This is a genomic window from Microbacterium alkaliflavum (genome assembly GCF_044325405.1).
Classification (GTDB): domain Bacteria; phylum Actinomycetota; class Actinomycetes; order Actinomycetales; family Microbacteriaceae; genus Microbacterium; species Microbacterium alkaliflavum.
Map to the genome: position 1 here is coordinate 177449 of NZ_JBIQWL010000007.1, position 18752 is coordinate 196200.

Below are 18752 nucleotides of genomic sequence, written 5' to 3' on the forward strand. Positions count from 1 at the left end.
TCAGGGGGTGAGGCGCTCAGGGGGTGGGCGTCGGGGTCGGGGTCGGGGTGGGCGTGGGGGTCGGATCGGGCGGGTTGTTCGGCTCGCAGTCGGCGCTCATCGTGCGCGTCGCGTCGTTCAGGCCCCAGCCCTGCGCGCTCCAGCTGACGGTGACGCGGATGCCCTCGACGCGCACGGCGCCCCTCGGAACGTCCCAGGTGCCGGCCGGGGACGGGAGCACCTTGCCGTTCTTGTCGTAGTACGTGAGGTTCCCGTTCCCGAACGCGATGACGGCCTTGCCGTCGGTCGACCGGCCGCTCGCCGACAGCGTGCCGCCGCCCTTGCAGGAGTCCACGCCCCACGTCGCCTGCAGCTGGTACGGCGCGCTGCCGGCGGCGGGCACGACCGTCGACCACGGGGTCGCCGTGCCCCAGATGTCGTGCACGTACCTCACCTGGATGGCGGGGTCGCGGTCGAAGACGCCCGTCGGCCATCCGGTGATCTCGGGGTGGTTGCGGTTGGGCAGGCGCTCGGTCGTCGTCGGCTGCGCGCGGATGACCCACTCGGCCCGGCCGTCGGACACGTTCGGAGTGCCGTCGACGACGAACGTCCAGCCCTTCGGCGCCTTTCCGCTCTGCACGGCCCGCACGCTCTGCGACGCCGTCGCGCGGCCGTACGAGGTGCCGTCGTACCACGAGTCGACGCACAGCGTGAAGCGGTACTCGTCGCCGTCGGGCAGCCCCGTGAAGACGGCCGTCGAGCCGTCGGCCGTCGTGTCGCACTGGTCGCCCTCGCGCACGATGCCGTAGCGCAGGCTCGAGCCGTCGCCGTTGAGCGCGGCCGCGCCCCTCGCCGTGACGGTCGACGTGCCGTCGCCGTTCGACTGCGCGCTCAGGGTGAGCACGGGGTCGCGCGGCGCTCCGATGCCGTTCGACCACACCGTGACGGTCGAGCCGTTCTGCGTGCCTGCGAGCCCCGGCGGCAGATCGAAGCGCGAGTACGGGGTGATCGTGATGGGCGACGACGAGTTCGAGCCGACGCGGTACGAGGGCAGGTCGACGCGATCCTGATTCGGGTGCACGGGGATGCGGGCGGTCTCGCCCGCCGGGCTCGTGATCTCCAGGCCGCCGGTCTGCGCCGTGTCGATGCCGGAGACGCTCAGCGAGACGACCCCCCCGTCGCCCGAGGTGACCGCGGGCTGCGCCGTCACCGAGCTCGGCGCGCCCGGCGGGTTGTAGGCCCACGCGACCGTGCGCACGCTGCCGCGCGACTCGCCGACGGCGTTGAGCGCGACCGCCTCGTAGGTGCGCTGCTCGCCGTTGGGCGCCGAGATCGGCGGACAGGCGCCATCGGCGGTGCAGCGGGCGACCTCCTGGCCGTTCGAGCGCACGATGAACTCCGTCAGTGCGGGGTACGCGAGCCGGGACTCGCCGGGATCGACGCGCAGCGTCGCGGTGCCGTCGCCGTACGCGGTCTGGCTGATGCTGGCGGGGGTCTTCGGGAAGCCCTGCAGATCGAGCAGCAGTCGGCCGTCGCGTTCGGCGTTGGTGCGGCGGCCCTGGGCATCCTGCACGGAGAAGGTCGCGGTGCACGTCGCACCCGGGGCATCCTGTGTCCACGTGGCGACCACGGCCGACGCCGAGGCGACCTGGAAGGTCACGCCGACGCAGGCTCCCGTGGGTCGCACGTCGACCACCTCGAGCGGCGTGTGCGGGAGCGGGTTGACCTCGCCGGCCGCGCCGACGACCGTGATCGCACACGACGTGCCGGCGGCCTCCGAGCACTGCTGCACGGCCGACCCGCCCTGCGGGAGGGTCGAGGGGGCGGCTCCGACGCGGAGGATGAGCCGCGCCGGTGCGACGGCCTTGTGGCTCGTGACCGAGACGACGGCGGCCTCCTCGGTGCCCGGCACGGCGCGGTCGCGGCCCGTGATCGTCACGATGCTCCCCGACTGCGACACGTCGAACGCGGACCCCGCGTAGTCGAGGGCGTAGACGATGCCCTCCCAGTCCTCGCGCAGCTGCCACGTCGTCATCTGCTTGAGGTCGAACGTCGCGGTCTCGCCCGGTCCGACGGTGAGCGAGGCGGGACGCAGCACGGGCTGCGGCTCGAGCGCGCGCACGACGATGGGCACCGAGAGGTAGGTCCAGTCCTCCTGGCCCGCGATCCGCACGGGCACCTGGCACGCGTCGGCCCACGGCGCCCCCGCTCCCGCGTCGTATCGCACCGACGTGCCCGAGTCGAGGGAGCAGGATGCCGCGCCCCGCGCTCCCGACGCGCGCACGTCGTCGCCCACTTCGAGCCGGCTGCCGGCGGGGCGTGCGACGAGCGAGGCCATGTCGAACGTGACTGACGAGAGCTCGTCGACCTCGGGGGTCTGGGCACCGCTGCGCAGGACGAGCGAGAGGTCGTCGTCGCCCGGCACGCGCAGGAACGCGTAGGTCGTGACGGGCCCCGACGGGCCCTCACCCGTCACGGCGAACGGGATGATGCGCGTCGTGGCGGGAAGGCTGCCGCTGATCTTGCGGCCCTTGACGGCGACCCCCGCGGGATCGCCCCACAGACTCACGGTCAGATCGGCGACTTCTCCGCCCGACCACATCGCCTTGCCCGTGAGCACGTCGACGCCGCGCTCGAAGTCGTCGCGATTCTCGACCGTGAGGACCGTGTCGGTGACGACCGGGTAGTCGGGCACGCTCTCGCGCACCACTTTGACGACGATGAGGCCGCGCCCCGTGTTGCCCGAGGTGGAGGCGACGTCGTAGAGGAACGACATCGTCGAGGGCTGCGTCCCCGCTTCGATGACCACCGAGGTCTTCGACTGAGATCGGATGAGACCGTCGAGCCGCTTGTACTCGGGGTTGGGCGTACCGTCCGCGAGGGTCTCGGTGACATCGGGCCGCACGTCGGTGAGCTCGAGCCCGCCCATCGTGGGGTCGATGTCGTTGGAGAGCGGGCTCACGCGGATCGTGCTGTCGGCGCCGGCCTGCACCTGCACGTAGTCGGTGAACGTGATGGGGCTCGGATTGGACTGGCCGTCGAGCACACCGACCCGCACGGTGCCCTCGCCCGTCGCCCCGAACGCGTCGACGACGCGATAGCGGAACGACACCTGCCCGCGGTAGCCGGGGACGCTCGTGTACTGGATCGACGTGCCGTCCGCCGAGATCGTCGCGGCACCGCTCTGCGGCTGGCTCACGATGCGGTCGAGCGTCACGACGTCGCCGTCGGGGTCCATGCCGAAGCCGTCGAACTCGATCACGGTCGACTGGCCGCTCAGCACGCGGCCCTCGAGCGTCTCGGGCAGCGGCGCACGGTTCGCGTCGTCGGGCAGCACCTGGATGCGGACGTCGGCCGTGTCGGCGAGCGACGGCGCCCCCGTCGTGTAGACGGAGTACTCGACCCGGTAGTCGCCGGGCTCGGTCGGCGCGAGGTAGCGCAGCGTGTCGCCCGACGCGAAGGCGAGCGCCTCGTCGCTCGACGAGACGACCGACGCCGGGTTGAGGGTCGGCCGGCCGCCGGCAGGCGCGATGTCGTTGTCGAGCACCGGGATGTCGACCTGCGAGCCCGCCCGCACGACGACAGTGTCGTCGATCGCGATCGGCGCGAGCTCGGGAGCCGGCGGCAGGAGGTACACCGTGGCCTCGCCCTGCACGCTCGCGCCGCGGTCCTGCGTGCCGTCGCTGATCGTGTAGCTCACGGTGCCCAGCCGCCCCGCGGCGCCGGACGCCGTCGTGCCCGAGACGCGGAGGAAGTTCTGGCCCACGGCGTCGACCGAGAGCGAGGCGCCCTCGTCGGCGTGGGCCACGACGTCGCTGAGGAGCAGCACGCGGCGCGTGGGGTTCGAGACGGCCGCGAACACGTCGAGCGTGGCATCCTCCTGCGGATGCACGAAGGCGACGACGGGCGCGGTCGCGAGCTCGGGGGGCGCATCGGCGGGAAGGATCGTGATGCGCGCCGTGCCGTCGGCGTCGCTGAGCCCGTCGGTGACGGTGAAGCCGACCCGGAAGGTGCCCGGGCTGCGCGCCGTGAAGTCGAAGTCGGTCGTGCCGCCCACGACGGTCGCCGTCGCGGCTGCGCCGTCGAGCACGCGCACCGACTCGAGCGCGAGCGCGCCCGCCGTCCCGGTGACGTGCGGCGCCACGTCGACGGTGAGTCCGGCATCGATCGTGTCGACGACGGCGAAGGACTGCACCGCGAGCTTCGGCTCGGCCGAGACCCGCACGACCAGCGACTTGGTCGCGGTCTGTCCCCGCGTATCGGAGACCGTGACGGCGAGCTCGATGAGCTGCTCGCCGCTCTGGCCGTCGTCGGCGTGCTGGTAGACGACGTCGCCCGCGGGCGTCGCGGCGACGCTGCCGATGCCCGAGCGGTTCTCCACCGAGAGGAGGAGGAGGGGGTCGCCCTCCGGGTCTACCCAGCCGGGAAGCACGGGCACCGTCACGGTGCCGCCGCGGGCCACCTCGGGCTCGGGCCAGGGGGTGAGGCATCCCTCCACCCCGCACCAGGCGGGTGCGGACTCGATGCCGTCGCCCTTGACCTCGATCGTGACGGTCGCAGGGTCGGAGCGCAGCCCGCCCTCGCTGGTGCCGTCGGTCACGGCGTAGGAGAAGGTCGCCGTTCCGGTCGCGCCCGGCGCGACCCGCACCGCGAGCCGCTCGCCGTCGTCAGTGATCGAGACGGTGCCGAATCCGGGATCGAGACCCGTGACCGAGGTCGGATCGATCGACAGCACGTCCTCATTGGGGTCGTGGTCGTTCAGGAGCACCGGGAGCGTGACGAGGCTGCCCGCGCGCACGCCGAAGCTGTCGGGCTCCGCGACCGGCGGCTTCGGGTCGATCATGATCGTCAGCTGCTCGTCGCTGGGTTGCGCCTCGGGATTGGTGCGGTCGTCGAGCGTCCAGTCCTGACTGGACGCGACGAGCTTGCCGTCGGGCACGGTCCACACCCAGCCGCTGCGCGTCTCGTTGAGGATGACCGCCTCGGGGGTCGCGACGAACATCGGCCGTCGCTCGTCGCCGAGCGTGCCGGCGGCGTAGTCGAGCGGCTTCTGTCCCGTCCGCGAGCTCCACAGCACCCCGCCGCCGTCGCCCTGCGGGAGCCACGCGGCGAACTCCTCGCCGTCGTGGGCGATGGGGCGGGCAGGGTCGCCGAGCACCGTCGACCCCGTGGGCAGCTCCTGCGTGACGCCTGAGCCGTCGACGGCGATGCGCACGAGCCCGGTCTCGTCGGCGAGGTAGACGGCGGACCCTTCCGGGTCGGGTTCGCTCAGTACGACGGTGCCCGTCGTGCCGGCCGAGACCGCGGCGTCCGCGCGGCGCAGCCAGACGGCTCCGTCGTCGACGTCGACGACGGTCCAGTCGTCGCCCGCCGCAGTGATCGCGGGCGTCGTGAGCCCGTCGACGCTGAGCGGATCCCGCCCGCTCACGGTCGACGACGCGATGTCGTAGCGCAGCACCGAGGCGTCGGCACGCGAATAGCTGAACAGCATGCCGCGCGCGTCGACGGCGATCGCGTCGGCGGTGTACTGCGGGGCGTCCTCCGCGTCGGAGGGGAACGGATCGAGCTGCGTCGACTCCCCCGACGACAGGCGACCGACGAACACGGCGCCCGAGTCGGTGCGGTACGCGACGAAGTCGCCCGCCGTCGCGACGTCGGTCGTGCCGGCGGGAGTCGATGGCGAGGCGCGCAGAGACTCCTCGTCGAGGTCGACGGGCATCGCGGGGTCGATCTTGGTCAGCTTGCTGTAGCTGTCCGAGAAGAGGAAGGCGCCTTCGGAGGTCTCGGCGACCTCGCTCGGGTTGCTGATGCTGCGGACGGTGTCGAGCTCGCCGACGCTCGTGTTGACGCGTGCATACCGGCGTCCGGTCTCGGTCTGGAGGGCCCAGACCGAGGTGTCGACGTCAGGCGTCTCCTGCGCGTCGAGGCCGGGCCACACGACGCTCGCGACGACGACGAGGGCGCCCGCCGCGACCGCCGCGACCACGCCGGCGATCGTCCGGCGTCTCATGTCAGAGCACCCCCGTGATCACGAGGGCGACGCCGACGGCGCCCATCGCGACGATCAGGGCGACGCCGGCGACGATCCAGGGCAGCGCGCGACGCCGCGGAGGAAGCGATGCCGAGATCTCGGTGTCCTCGTCGCGCGCGAGCGCCGCGACGCCGATGCCCGGGCGCGTCTTGCGGCGCTCGTCGTGCTGGACGTGACTGCGCGCCGCCCCGCGCATCGTGGAGTCGGCGAAGTCGACGGGGGCGGATGCCGTGGCCCACTCGTCGACGGGCACCTCGAGCGCCGTCGGGAGGATGCCGAGCTCTGACTGCACGCCCCGCAGCGCCTCGGCGAACTCGCGCGCCGATGCGTGGCGCCGTGCCGGGTCGCGGCTCATGGACTGCGCGAGCACGTCCTGCAGCGCCTGCGGGACGTCGGTGCGCGCGATCGGGGTGTAGCTCGCGCGGGCGATGCGCCGGCGCAGCTGCTCCTTCGTGTTCTGGCCGCGCTCGCGGCGCTCGAACGGGCTGTGCCCGGCGAGCAGCGAGTACACGGTCGCCCCGAGGCTCCACACCTCGCTCGCGACGGTGCCCGCCGTCTGCTCGGCGACGACCTCGGGCGCGCTCCACGGGATCGACATCGCGAGCACCTCGTCGGCGGTCGCCCGGGTGAGCGACGACGAGATGCCGAAGTCGGCGAGCACGGGGGCGCCGAAAGTCGTCACGAGGATGTTGCTCGGCTTCACGTCGCGGTGCACGAGCCCGGCGCGGTGCGCGGATTCGAGGGCGCTCGACATGCGCACGCCGATCTCGAGGACCTCTGCGACCGGCAGTCGCTCGATGCGGTACCGCTGCGCGAGCGAGCCCGGGCAGTACTCCATGACGATGTAGGGGCGCCCGTCGGCCGAGATCCCGGCCTGGTAGACGGTGACGATCGATGGGTGCGCCGAGAGGTGCGCGAGCACGTCGGCCTCGGCGTTGAACATGCGCCGCAGCTCGGGATCGCGCACGTCGCTCGGGAGCACCTTGACCGCGACGTCGCGGCGGGGCATGTCCTGCTCATAGAGGAAGACGTCGGCGAATCCGCCCGAGCCGAGCGGCCTGATGTAGGTGAGTCCCGGGAGAATCGGGGGCGCGGAAGGGAGGCGTGTGGCCATCCTGACCTCCCCAGATTCCAGGACCGCCGTGGAGGCGGGCGAGCGCACGCTCTGCAAACTTCGTCATGCTAACAAACGCGCCTGAAACGACCCTCTGAGATCGGCCCGGTAGACGCCTCAGCCCGCTGTCGGGTCGTTCGGGTCGAACGGCGCGTCGAGCGATCGCGTGAGCTCCTGCAGCATGGCCTCGATCTGCGGCTCGACGTACCGGCCGATCGCCGCCTGGATGCGGAGGCGGTGGTGCAGCAGGATCGTGCACACTTCGCGACCGACCATGTTGGCGTAGTCGTCGGCGAGTCCGACCTCCTGCCGCAGCGCGGCCTTCGCCTCGTCGCTGAGCGGCGGAAGCGCCGGGATGTGGGCATCCGCCTCTTCGGCCAGCCCCGAGATCGTGAACAGGAACGGAGCCCCGGGCACCGGATCGGGATCTAGCGGGAGCCCTTCGTATTCGGGCTCGAGGCCCTCCGAGGGCCGGTAGGTGCGGGCGCGGTTGCGGGCGGCCTGCTGGTCGAGCTCGGCCTGCAGCATCGGCAGGTTGCGCGCCGTGTACTCGGCGACGGCGTGGTCGACGATCGCCTTGATGCGCGTCGACAGCCCGTGCTGAACCCCGTGCGGCACGTCGGAGCCCAGCCCCGCAGCCGACAGCACGGGCGAGCCGAAGCAGCGGCGGCACGGGGCGACGCGGCCTCGATGCGTGGAGGGCTCCCAGCGGGGAAGCCACTTCAGCCAGGCGTCCACCGCCTGGCTCACCTGGGTCTCGAGCGACCGCTCCACGGTGTCAAACGTATCCGGTGCGGGCCTGATCCGCCCGGTTTTCCGCCTTACTCGTCGTCCGGGTTCTCCCACGGCCATCGCGGGCGCCGCGCCGAGGTGCGCACGAGCGCGACCGCGCTCCACGAGCAGATGAGGGCGGATGCCGCGACCACGAGCCCGAACCACGACGTGAGCACCCCGCCCGCGGCCTTCGTGGCGGCGGCGACGTCGGCGCCTGAGGTCACGGCGCCGAACCACACGCCGAGCGGGTACGCGAGCGCGACCACGAGCGTCGTGACGGCCGCCAGCCAGTAGGAAGGGTGTGGATGCCGCGTCCCGACGCCGACGCACAGGGCGAAGCCGCCCGTCGCGAAGATGGTTCCCGTGATCCCGGGCGCCTGCCCGAGCCCCGGCACGGCCAGCACGTCCTCGTCGAGGTAGAGGCTCGTCATCCCGAGACCGAAGATCAGGAGCGCGACGAAGCCTGCGGTCGTCAATCCGAGGGCGACCGCCGGACGCACGTGCCCGTGCTCTGGCGGACGATCAACCGTCACGTCTCGACGATACGTCGGCGCGAAAGCGCGCGACGAGATGCTCAGGCGCCTGCCAGCCCGCTGTCACTGACGGTAGAGCTGCGGGCCCGCCTCGAGCGTGCGCTCGTACTCGCGCATCGCCTCGGTGTTGAGCTCGGTGACGCGCTTGCCGCGCGCCGCCGCCCACGCGCCGAACCAGATCGTGAGCTCCCGGCCGATGATGAACGCGATGACGGCGAGGGGCGAGAAGAGGTTCGCCGTCAGCAGCTCGATGCCCTCGCTCGGCGTGAGCCGCCAGAACGGCGCCTGGAAGTACTCGCCGAGGATGTAGCCGGCCCAGCTGAGCAGGCCCACGAAGAGGCCGAAGACGACCCAGTGTCCCCAGCGTCCGCGGTTGATGATGGCGCCGAGCAGCCAGAACGAGAAGAAGAAGACCACGACCGGGGTCCAGAAGATCCATGACGTCAGGGCCTTCGTGATGGCGTCGACGACGGCGTCGCCCGCGATGTCGCCGTCGAGCAGCCCGACGCCGAGCCACGCGCCCAGATACAGCACGCCGAACGCGATCGCGGCGAGGATTCCGATGGCACCGGCCGCGGCGCGGTTGCCGCGAGGACGCGGTGCTTCGGGCGCCTGCACGAAGATCGGCTGCGGCGCCACGGCGGCGGCGCCGACGGCCGGCTCGGCGGCCACGGGCTCGCTCGGGGCGACGACCGGAGCGACCGCCACGGTCTCGGCGGAGGAGTCGTAGGCGGCCTGGGCGACGCTGCTCTCCGGCGCGTGGGCAGCCGCGGGCTGCTCGTCACCGGCCGAGGCGGCGTTGTAGGCGGCCATGTAGGAGGCGGCGTCGGTGATCTCTTCGTCGCTCGTCTCGGGGGCGGCAGCCTCGGCGACGGGAGTGGCGGGCTCTGCGGACTCCGGTGCCGACTCAGCAGGACCGTCCGCCTCGGACGTGGCGCCGCGGCCTGCGGCCTCGGCATCCGCGAGGCCCTCGTTGACGCTGCCGACGACATCGTCGTCGGCGGGCCGGGGCTCCGCGACGGGCTCGCCGTAGGACGACTGGGGCTCACTCATCGCATGCACTTCCTCACACGGGACCGGTCCCCGCACAGTGAGGGTAGCGTGATGCCCGGTCATGCCCGCGGAGGCATGCCGCGGCGATTCGCCGCGGATCGGCGCGAGTCGCACGGCTAGGGTGAGCGCCATGTCCCACCTCGCAGCGGCCCGCACCCCGCTCCTGGTCGCCGCCGCCGCGGCATCCCTCGCCCTTGCAGCACTCCTCTCGGCCTGCGCTCCCGAGGCGGCCGGCCCGACGGCCGGTGGTCCGTCGCCGACCTCGATCGCCACGTCGAGCCCGTCCGGCACCGCGACGGCCACCCCGAGCCCGACCGCCACGGCGAAGGCGGAGATCCCCGACGACTGCCAGGAGATGCTCACCGACGACGTGCTCGCCCAGCTCGCTGGCGTCCCGCTCAACGACCCCGCGTTCGGGCCGTCGGGACCCCAGCCCGACGGCAGCCTCATCTGCATCTGGGCCGACCCCGCCGCCGACACGACGGGACTGCACACGTCGATCACCTCCATGTCGCGCGGTCCCGCGCTCGACATGCTCAACGACCTCGCCGACACCGCGGGCTTCACCTGCTACACGCCCGACGGCGGCACGCGGTGCGAGAAGACCTGGCCCAACGGGACCTACCCCGTCACCGACGGGCGCACGCTGTTCTGGCGCGACGACATCCTCATCGACACGAAGTACTCGAACCTCGCGCCGACCGGGTACACGTCGGCGATCATCGATCACATCTGGGGCTGAGTCAGCTCCAGACGAACGCCGCGAGGCGCGCGCCGTAGTCCTCCGGCATCCAGGTCGTCTCGACGCTCGCGAGCCACAGGCCGTCGCGCACCGTGTGCTCCTCCCGCACGCCGGCCGAGGTGCGCCGGCACGTCGTGCCCGACCCGTAGGCCTCGCACGAGAACCCCTGCCCTCGCAGCGCCGGATCGGCGACGGTCGCCGCATCCGGGCCGACGCGCGACAGCGACGACACGACGGTGCCCTGCGGCCCCTTCCACACGCAGGTGACCCGCACGTCGGGCTGCAGGGCGTCCACGAGGGCGGTCACGGCGGTCGGGGGCAGCGATCGATTCTGCGTCAGCAGCACGTTCGGCGACCAGGCGAGCTCCGACCACAGCGACCCGGGATAGAGGTCGCGGCAGTCGATCTCGGCCGTACCGCCGAGTGCGACCTCCTGAACGGGTTCGCTCGCCGCCGCGACCGGCGTCGAGGTCGCCGCGCGCAGCGTGTCGCCCACGAACTGCACCGTGCCGGGAACGGCCGGCACGGCGAGGTAGACGAGCGCGGCGACGACACCCGCGCACACGAGCCCCGCAGGCCACGCGAGCCACAGGTTGCGACCGCCGATCCGCGCCATCCGCCCCTCCGATCCCACGGTAAGCGGCGCTGCCGGGTCGGCCCGCACGGCGCGCGGCCGGATGGGCACGACGAAGGCCCCGGCGCGAGCCGGGGCCTTCGTGACGAGGGGATTCCGGGATGCCTCATGCCGAGGCATCCCGGATCACTCAGTTGTAGTTGCCGCTGAAGTCGTCCGTCGAGAAGCTGTCGAAGTCGACGTAGCTCAGGTCGGAGTCGCTGTACGCGCCGTCCGAGGCGAAGATGCGGTTGGGGTACCGCTCGCTCTTGGCCTCCTCCGTCGCCTCGACCGTGACGTTGCGGTACTTCGCAAGGCCGGTTCCGGCGGGGATGAGCTTTCCGATGATGACGTTCTCCTTGAGGCCGAGGAGCGGGTCGCTCTTGCCCTCCATGGCCGCCTGCGTCAGGACGCGGGTGGTCTCCTGGAACGACGCGGCCGACAGCCACGACTCCGTCGCGAGCGACGCCTTCGTGATACCCATCAGCTCGGGACGACCCGACGCCGGGCGCTTGCCCTCGCCGACCGCCTCGCGGTTGATGCTCTGGTAGCGCTTGAAGTCCACCAGCTCGCCCGGCAGCAGCGTCGTGTCGCCGTGGTCGACCACGGTGACCTTCCGCAGCATCTGGCGCACGATGACCTCGATGTGCTTGTCGTGGATCGGCACACCCTGCGAGCGGTACACGCCCTGGACGCCGTTGACGAGGTACTTCTGCACCTCGCGGGCACCCTGCACGCGCATGACCTCCTTGGGGTCGAGCGTGCCGACCTGCAGCGGCTGGCCGACCGTGACGTGCTGGCCGTCCTCGACGAGGAGCGTCGCACGCTTCAGGACCGGGTAGACGTGCGGCTCGTCGCCGTTGTCGGGGGTCAGGATGACCTTCTTCGAGCGCTCGGTCTCGTCGATCGTGATGCGACCGTCCGACTCGGCGATCGGCGACGCGCCCTTGGGGGTGCGGGCCTCGAAGAGCTCCTGCACGCGGGGAAGACCCTGCGTGATGTCGTCGGCCGAGGCCGAACCACCCGTGTGGAACGTACGCATCGTCAGCTGGGTGCCGGGCTCGCCGATCGACTGGGCGGCGATGATGCCGACCGCCTCGCCGATGTCCACGAGCTTGCCGGTCGCGAGCGAACGGCCGTAGCACTTCTGGCAGACGCCGACGGCCGAGTCGCACGTGAGCACCGAGCGGACCTTGATGGTCTCGACGCCGGCCTCGACGAGCTTGTCGATGAGCACGTCGCCCACGTCGTCGCCGGCCTCGGCCAGCACGGTGCCCTGGGCGTCGACGACCTCCGACGCGAGCGTGCGGGCGAATACCGAGTTCTCGACGTTCGGGTCCTTCACGAGCGCGCCGCCGAAGCCCTGCGAGGCGATCGGGAGCTCGAGGCCCTTCGTCGTGCCGCAGTCCTCCTCGCGGATGATGACATCCTGCGAGACGTCGACGAGACGACGCGTGAGGTAGCCCGAGTCGGCCGTACGGAGGGCCGTGTCGGCCAGACCCTTGCGGGCACCGTGCGTCGCGATGAAGTACTCCGCCACCGACAGACCCTCGCGGTACGAGGAGATGATCGGGCGGGGGATGATCTCACCCTTCGGGTTGTTCACCAGGCCTCGCATACCCGCGATGTTGCGGATCTGCAGCCAGTTGCCACGGGCGCCGGACGACACCATGCGGTTGATCGTGTTGTCCTCGGGGAAGTTGTCGCGCATCGCCTTCTGCACGGCATCCGTCGCCTCGGTCCAGATCTTGATGAGCTCCTGGCGACGCTCGGCGTCGGTGGTGAGACCCTTCTCGAACTGGCCCTGGACCTTCGCGGCCTGCTGCTCGTAGCCCGCGACGATCTCCGCCTTGTTCGGCGGGGTCAGGATGTCGGACAGCGCGACCGTGACGCCCGAACGCGTGGCCCAGTAGAAGCCGGCGTCCTTGATCCGGTCGAGCGATGCCGCGACCTCGACCTTCGGGTACTCCTCGGCGAGCTTGTTGACGATCTGCGACAGCTTGCCCTTGTCGGCCTGCTCGCGCACGAACGGGTAGCCCTTGGGGAGCGTGTCGTTGAAGATCGCCTGGCCGAGCGAAGCGTCGACGAGACCGTGGCGCTCGTAGCCCTCGGGGGCGTCGCCCTCGAGGAACGTGAGGCCGGGGACGCGGATGCGCACCTTGGCCTGCAGGTCGAGCGTGCCCTCGTCCTTCGCGAGGATCGCCTCGCCGACGGAGCCGAACACGCGACCCTCACCCGTGGCGCCCTCCTTGACCGTGGTCAGGTGGTGCAGGCCGATGATCATGTCCTGCGAGGGCAGGGTCACCGGACGGCCGTCCGACGGCTTCAGGATGTTGTTCGAGGCGAGCATCAGGATGCGGGCCTCGGCCTGGGCCTCGACCGACAGCGGCAGGTGCACGGCCATCTGGTCGCCGTCGAAGTCCGCGTTGAAGGCGGCGCAGACGAGCGGGTGCAGCTGGATGGCCTTGCCCTCGACGAGCTGGGGCTCGAAGGCCTGGATGCCGAGGCGGTGGAGCGTAGGCGCACGGTTGAGGAGCACGGGGCGCTCGCGGATAATCTCCTCGAGCACGTCCCACACCTCGGGGCGCGTGCGCTCGACGGCGCGCTTGGCGGCCTTGATGTTCTGCGAGTGACCGAGGTCGATCAGGCGCTTGATCACGAACGGCTTGAACAGCTCGAGCGCCATCTGCTTGGGCAGACCGCACTGGTGCAGCTTGAGCTGCGGACCCACGATGATGACCGAACGGCCCGAGTAGTCCACGCGCTTGCCGAGCAGGTTCTGGCGGAAGCGACCCTGCTTTCCCTTGAGCATGTCGCTCAGGGACTTCAGGGCGCGGTTGCCGGTCCCCGTGACGGGGCGGCCGCGGCGGCCGTTGTCGAACAGCGCGTCGACGGCCTCCTGCAGCATCCGCTTCTCGTTGTTCACGATGATCTCGGGGGCGCCGAGGTCGATGAGGCGACGGAGACGGTTGTTGCGGTTGATGACGCGACGGTAGAGGTCGTTCAGGTCGGAGGTCGCGAAGCGGCCACCGTCGAGCTGGACCATGGGGCGAAGCTCCGGCGGGATGACCGGGACGACGTCGAGGACCATGGATGCCGGGCTCATGCCCGTCGACAGGAACGAGTTGACGACCTTGAGGCGCTTGATCGCACGGATCTTGCGCTGGCCCTTGCCCTCCGAGATCTGCAGGTGCAGGTTCTCGGCCTCGGCGGCCAGGTCGAACGCCTGCAGGCGACGCTGGATCGACTCCGCGCCCATGTAGGCCTCGAAGTACTGGCCGAAGCGGTCCTGCAGCTCGTGGAAGATCTCGTCCTCGCCCTTCAGCGAGCCGACCTCGAGGTTGCGGAATTCCTCCCAGACGCGCTCGAGCTTGGCGATGGACTCGTCGGCGTTCTTGCGGATCGCCGCCATGTCCTTCTCGGCCGAGTCCTTGACCTTCTTCTTCTGGTCGGCCTTGGCGCCCTCCTCCTCGAGCGCCGCGAGCTCCTCCTCCAGCTTGGCGAGGCGCGTCGCGATGCGCGAGTCACGGCGGTCGGCGAGCGTCTTCAGCTCGAGACGCAGGTTGTTCTCGTGCGTCGGGAGGTCGCGGTGGCGGGCGTCCTGGTCGACCGAGATGACCATGTAGGCGGCGAAGTAGATGACCTTCTCGAGGTCCTTCGGAGCCATGTCGAGCAGGTACCCGAGGCGCGACGGGACGCCCTTGAAGTACCAGATGTGGGTGACGGGCGCGGCGAGCTCGATGTGGCCCATCCGCTCGCGGCGGACGGAGGACTTGGTGACCTCCACGCCGCAGCGCTCGCAGACGATGCCCTTGAAGCGGACGCGCTTGTACTTGCCGCAGGCGCACTCCCAGTCGCGGGAGGGGCCGAAGATCTGCTCGCCGAAGAGGCCGTCCTTCTCGGGCTTGAGCGTGCGGTAGTTGATGGTCTCGGGCTTCTTGACCTCGCCGTAGGACCAGCGACGGATGTCGTCGGCGGTCGCGAGGCCGATGCGAAGCTCATCGAAAGTTGTTGCGTCGAGCACTAGTTCTCCTGTGTCGAAAATTCAGTCAGAGTCGGGATGCCGGGAACGGATCAGATCTCGTCGATCGACGACGACTCGAACCGGGTGGAGATGTTGATGCCGAGCTCCTCCGCTGCGCGGAAGGCGTCGTCATCCGTGTCGCGGAGGTTGACCGCCGTGCCGTCGGCCGAGAGCACCTCGACGTTCAGGCAGAGCGACTGCATCTCCTTCATGAGCACCTTGAACGACTCGGGGATGCCGGGCTCCTGGATGTTCTCGCCCTTGACGATCGCCTCGTAGACCTTGACGCGGCCGAGGATGTCGTCGGACTTGATCGTGAGGAGCTCCTGGAGGGCGTACGCGGCGCCGTAGGCCTCGAGGGCCCACACCTCCATCTCACCGAAGCGCTGACCGCCGAACTGCGCCTTACCACCGAGCGGCTGCTGGGTGATCATCGAGTACGGGCCCGTCGAGCGTGCGTGGATCTTGTCGTCGACGAGGTGGTGCAGCTTCAGGATGTACATGTAGCCGACCGAGATGGGCGCCGGGAACGGCTCGCCGGAGCGGCCGTCGAACAGCAGCGTCTTGCCGGTCGAGTCGATCAGGCGATCGCCGTCGCGGTTCTTGGTCGTCGAGTCGAGAAGACCCGCGATCTCGTCCTCGAAAGCGCCGTCGAACACCGGGGTCGCGACCTTGGTGCCGGCGGGAGCCTGGAACGCCTGCTCAGGGAGCTTCGCGGCCCACTCGGGCGTGCCCTCGACCTTCCAGCCCTGCTTTGCGATCCACCCGAGGTGAAGCTCGAGCACCTGGCCGAAGTTCATGCGGCCGGGGATGCCGAGCGGGTTGAGGATGACGTCGACCGGCGTGCCGTCGGCGAGGAAGGGCATGTCCTCGACGGGGAGGATCTTCGCGATGACGCCCTTGTTGCCGTGGCGGCCGGCGAGCTTGTCGCCCTCGGTGATCTTGCGCTTCTGGGCGATGTAGACCACGACGCGGCGGTTGACGCCCGAGCCGAGCTCGTCGTCGCCGTCCTCGGCGTTGAACTCCTTGACCGCGATGATCGTGCCCTGCTCACCGTGGGGGACCTTGAGCGACGTGTCGCGCACCTCGCGGCTCTTCTCGTTGAAGATCGCGCGCAGCAGGCGCTCCTCGGCCGACAGCTCGGTCTCGCCCTTGGGCGTGACCTTGCCGACGAGGATGTCGCCGGGGCGCACCTCGGCGCCGATGCGGATGATGCCGCGCTCGTCGAGGTCCTTCAGCAGGTCGGGGCTCACGTTCGGCAGGTCGCGCGTGATCTCCTCCTTGCCGAGCTTCGTGTCGCGGGCGTCGACCTCGTACTCCTCGATGTGGATCGAGGAGAGGGTGTCGTCCTTCACGAGGTTCTGGCTGAGGATGATCGCGTCCTCGAAGTTGTGACCCTCCCACGTCATGAACGCGACGAGGAGGTTCTTGCCGAGCGCGAGCTCGCCGTTCTCCGTCGCCGGGCCGTCGGCGATGACCTCGCCGGCCTCGATGCGGTCGCCCGCCGAGACGATGACGCGCTGGTTGTACGACGTGCCCTGGTTGGAGCGGTCGAACTTGCGCAGGAAGTAGTCCTGCGTGCCGCCCTCGTCGAGCTGCACGGTCACGACGTCGGCGGAGACCTCGACCACGACGCCCGAGCGCTCGGCCGTCACGACGTCACCGGCGTCGATGGCCGCGAAGCCCTCCATACCGGTGCCCACGACGGGCGACTCGGAGCGCAGGAGCGGAACGGCCTGGCGCTGCATGTTCGCACCCATGAGGGCGCGGTTGGCGTCGTCGTGCTCGAGGAACGGGATGAGCGACGTCGCGACCGACACCATCTGGCGCGGCGAGACGTCCATGTAGCCGATCTCCTCGGCGTGGAACAGGTCGACCTCGCCACCCTGGCCGCGACGGGCGAGGACGCGGTCCTCGGCGAACGTGCCGTCGGCCTTCAGCTTGGCGCCGGCCTGCGCGACGATGTAGTCGCTCTCCTCCGAAGCCGTGAGGTAGTCGATCTGCTCGGTGACCTTGCCGTCGACGACGCGACGGTACGGCGTCTCGATGAAGCCGAACGCGTTGATCCGCGCGAACGACGCGAGCGAGCCGATCAGACCGATGTTCGGGCCTTCCGGCGTCTCGATCGGGCACATGCGGCCGTAGTGCGACGGGTGGACGTCACGCACCTCGACACCTGCGCGCTCACGCGACAGACCGCCGGGGCCGAGCGCCGAGAGGCGACGCTTGTGGGTCAGACCCGCGAGCGGGTTGTTCTGGTCCATGAACTGCGACAGCTGCGACGTTCCGAAGAACTCCTTGATCGCCGCCACGACGGGACGCACGTTGATCAGGGTCTGCGGCGTGATCGCCTCGATGTCCTGTGTGGTCATGCGCTCGCGGACGACGCGCTCCATGCGGGACAGACCCGTGCGGACCTGGTTCTGGATGAGCTCGCCGACGGCGCGGATGCGGCGGTTGCCGAAGTTGTCGATGTCGTCGACGTCGAGGCGGATCTCCGCCTCCTGGCCGTTGCGGATGCCGTCGAAGACGACGTCGCCGCGGTGCAGGCGCACGAGGTACTTGATGGTCGCGACGATGTCGCCGACCGTCAGCACCGACTCGCCGAGCGCGGCGTCGAGGCCGAGCTTCTGGTTGATCTTGTACCGGCCGACCTTGGCGAGGTCGTAGCGCTTCGGGTTGAAGTAGAAGTTGTCCAGCAGCGCGCGAGCGGCCTCGGCGGCCACCTGCTCGCCCGGACGCAGCTTGCGGTAGATGTCGCGAAGGGCGTCCTCCTTGGTGAGGATCGTGTCCTTCGAGAGCGTCTCCTCGATCGACTCGTAGCCGGCGAACTCATTGAGGATGTCCTCGCTGGTCAGGCCGAGGGCCTTGAGGAAGACGGTGACCGACTGCTTGCGCTTGCGGTCGATGCGCACGCCGACCTGGTCGCGCTTGTCGATCTCGAACTCGAGCCACGCGCCGCGGCTCGGGATGATGCGGGCCGAGACGATGTCCTTGTCGGAGGTCTTGTCGGGCGTGCGGTCGAAGTAGACGCCGGGCGAACGGACGAGCTGCGACACGACGACGCGCTCGGTGCCGTTGATGATGAACGTGCCCTTGTCGGTCTGGAGCGGGAAGTCGCCCATGAAGACCGTCTGGGTCTTGATCTCACCGGTCTGGTGGTTCATGAACTCGGCCTCGACGTAGAGCGGGGCCGCGTAGGTCTTGCCGCGCTCCTTGCACTCCTCGATGGAGTACTTCTCGGGCTCGAGGTAGGGGTTGGTGAACGAGAGCTGCATCGTCTCGCTCAGGTCTTCGATGGGCGAGATCTCCTCGAAGATCTCCTCGAGGCCGGAGACCTCGGGCACGTCGGTACGTCCGACGGCCTGCGCGTCGGCGACGCGCGCCTTCCACGCCTCGTTGCCGACGAGCCAGTCGAAGGACTCGGTCTGCAGTGCCAGAAGGTCGGGGACCGTCAGCGTGTCGGAGATCTTGGCGAACGAGAGGCGGGAAGCTCCGCGGCCGTTCTTGGGGGTGGTGGATGCGTTGGGCGCAGCAGCCAAGGGAATTCCTCCATGAGCCCGCAGGCTCGTTTCCTTGTCGTCAGGTGGAGTGCTCGTCAGTCCCCGTAGCCTGCATGTCGCACACCGCGATGAAGCGGGGGCACGCAGGCGCAGCCGACCACCATATGAGGGCAGGGGGAATCCAAGAGCGCAACTACCTACTATACGTCTTGCGACGCGCCATGTCCAGCACCATTCTTGACGAGGGCCGGATGCTGCGGTATAACCGCGGCATGACCGGGGCGTATCGGCCCGTGATCCGCACGCCCGACCAGCGGATCCGGGTCTTCGTCAGCTCGACCCTGCGCGAGCTCGCCGACGAGCGCCGCGCCGCCCGCGCCGCCATC

General features: G+C 70.2%; 9 protein-coding genes. 1 reads left to right on the forward strand and 8 read right to left on the reverse strand.

Annotated elements, in window-relative coordinates:
• Positions 1-16: 16 nt before the first annotated feature.
• The 5 genes from ACH3VR_RS17540 to ACH3VR_RS17560 form a co-directional block, all read right to left on the reverse strand.
• Positions 17-5989 carry an Ig-like domain-containing protein gene (locus tag ACH3VR_RS17540; protein ID WP_397557603.1) on the reverse strand — a complete coding sequence of 1991 codons (5973 nt, stop codon included), beginning with the start codon at positions 5987-5989 and terminating at the stop codon, positions 17-19.
• Between the two features lies 1 nt (position 5990).
• Positions 5991-7124, reverse strand: coding sequence for a serine/threonine-protein kinase (locus tag ACH3VR_RS17545; protein ID WP_397557604.1), 1134 nt, complete (start codon positions 7122-7124; stop codon positions 5991-5993).
• Between the two features lie 117 nt (positions 7125-7241).
• Positions 7242-7898: a spermidine/putrescine ABC transporter substrate-binding protein gene (locus ACH3VR_RS17550; RefSeq protein WP_397557605.1), complete on the reverse strand. Its 657-nt coding sequence runs from the start codon at positions 7896-7898 to the stop codon at positions 7242-7244.
• Positions 7899-7945: 47 nt separating this feature from the next.
• The gene (locus tag ACH3VR_RS17555) at positions 7946-8431 is read right to left on the reverse strand and encodes a hypothetical protein (protein ID WP_397557606.1); all 486 of its coding nucleotides are present in this window, start codon (positions 8429-8431) and stop codon (positions 7946-7948) included.
• 63 nt (positions 8432-8494) lie between these two features.
• The gene (locus ACH3VR_RS17560; protein WP_397557607.1) at positions 8495-9484 is read right to left on the reverse strand and encodes an ABC transporter; all 990 of its coding nucleotides are present in this window, start codon (positions 9482-9484) and stop codon (positions 8495-8497) included.
• 130 nt (positions 9485-9614) lie between these two features.
• Here ACH3VR_RS17560 and ACH3VR_RS17565 point away from each other — a divergent pair, with 130 nt between their 5' ends.
• Entirely contained in the window at positions 9615-10226 is a 612-nt protein-coding gene (locus ACH3VR_RS17565) for a hypothetical protein (protein WP_397557608.1), read from the forward strand.
• 1 nt (position 10227) lies between these two features.
• Here the strand turns inward: ACH3VR_RS17565 and ACH3VR_RS17570 are convergent, their stop codons facing one another.
• Genes ACH3VR_RS17570 through rpoB form a run of 3 tightly spaced genes read right to left on the reverse strand, consistent with a single transcriptional unit; the run spans position 10228 to position 18405 of the window.
• Positions 10228-10980: a hypothetical protein gene (locus tag ACH3VR_RS17570; protein ID WP_397557609.1), complete on the reverse strand. Its 753-nt coding sequence runs from the start codon at positions 10978-10980 to the stop codon at positions 10228-10230.
• A gap of 10 nt (positions 10981-10990) precedes the next feature.
• Complete coding sequence (locus ACH3VR_RS17575; RefSeq protein ID WP_397557610.1) at positions 10991-14863, reverse strand: DNA-directed RNA polymerase subunit beta'; 3873 nt, start codon at positions 14861-14863, stop codon at positions 10991-10993.
• A gap of 50 nt (positions 14864-14913) precedes the next feature.
• Positions 14914-18405: a DNA-directed RNA polymerase subunit beta gene (rpoB, locus tag ACH3VR_RS17580; protein ID WP_397557611.1), complete on the reverse strand. Its 3492-nt coding sequence runs from the start codon at positions 18403-18405 to the stop codon at positions 14914-14916.
• Between the last annotated feature and the right edge of the window lie 347 nt (positions 18406-18752).

What these genes read in the sequence shown, in the direction of transcription:
- ACH3VR_RS17540 (WP_397557603.1), bottom strand. Translation starts at nt 5,989, where the DNA reads ATGAGACGCCGGACGATCGCCGGCGTGGTCGCGGCGGTCGCGGCGGGC.
- ACH3VR_RS17570 (WP_397557609.1), bottom strand. Translation starts at nt 10,980, where the DNA reads ATGCCTCGGCATGAGGCATCCCGGAATCCCCTCGTCACGAAGGCCCCG.
- ACH3VR_RS17565 (WP_397557608.1), top strand. Translation starts at nt 9,615, where the DNA reads ATGTCCCACCTCGCAGCGGCCCGCACCCCGCTCCTGGTCGCCGCCGCC.
- ACH3VR_RS17560 (WP_397557607.1), bottom strand. Translation starts at nt 9,484, where the DNA reads ATGAGTGAGCCCCAGTCGTCCTACGGCGAGCCCGTCGCGGAGCCCCGG.
- ACH3VR_RS17545 (WP_397557604.1), bottom strand. Translation starts at nt 7,124, where the DNA reads ATGGCCACACGCCTCCCTTCCGCGCCCCCGATTCTCCCGGGACTCACC.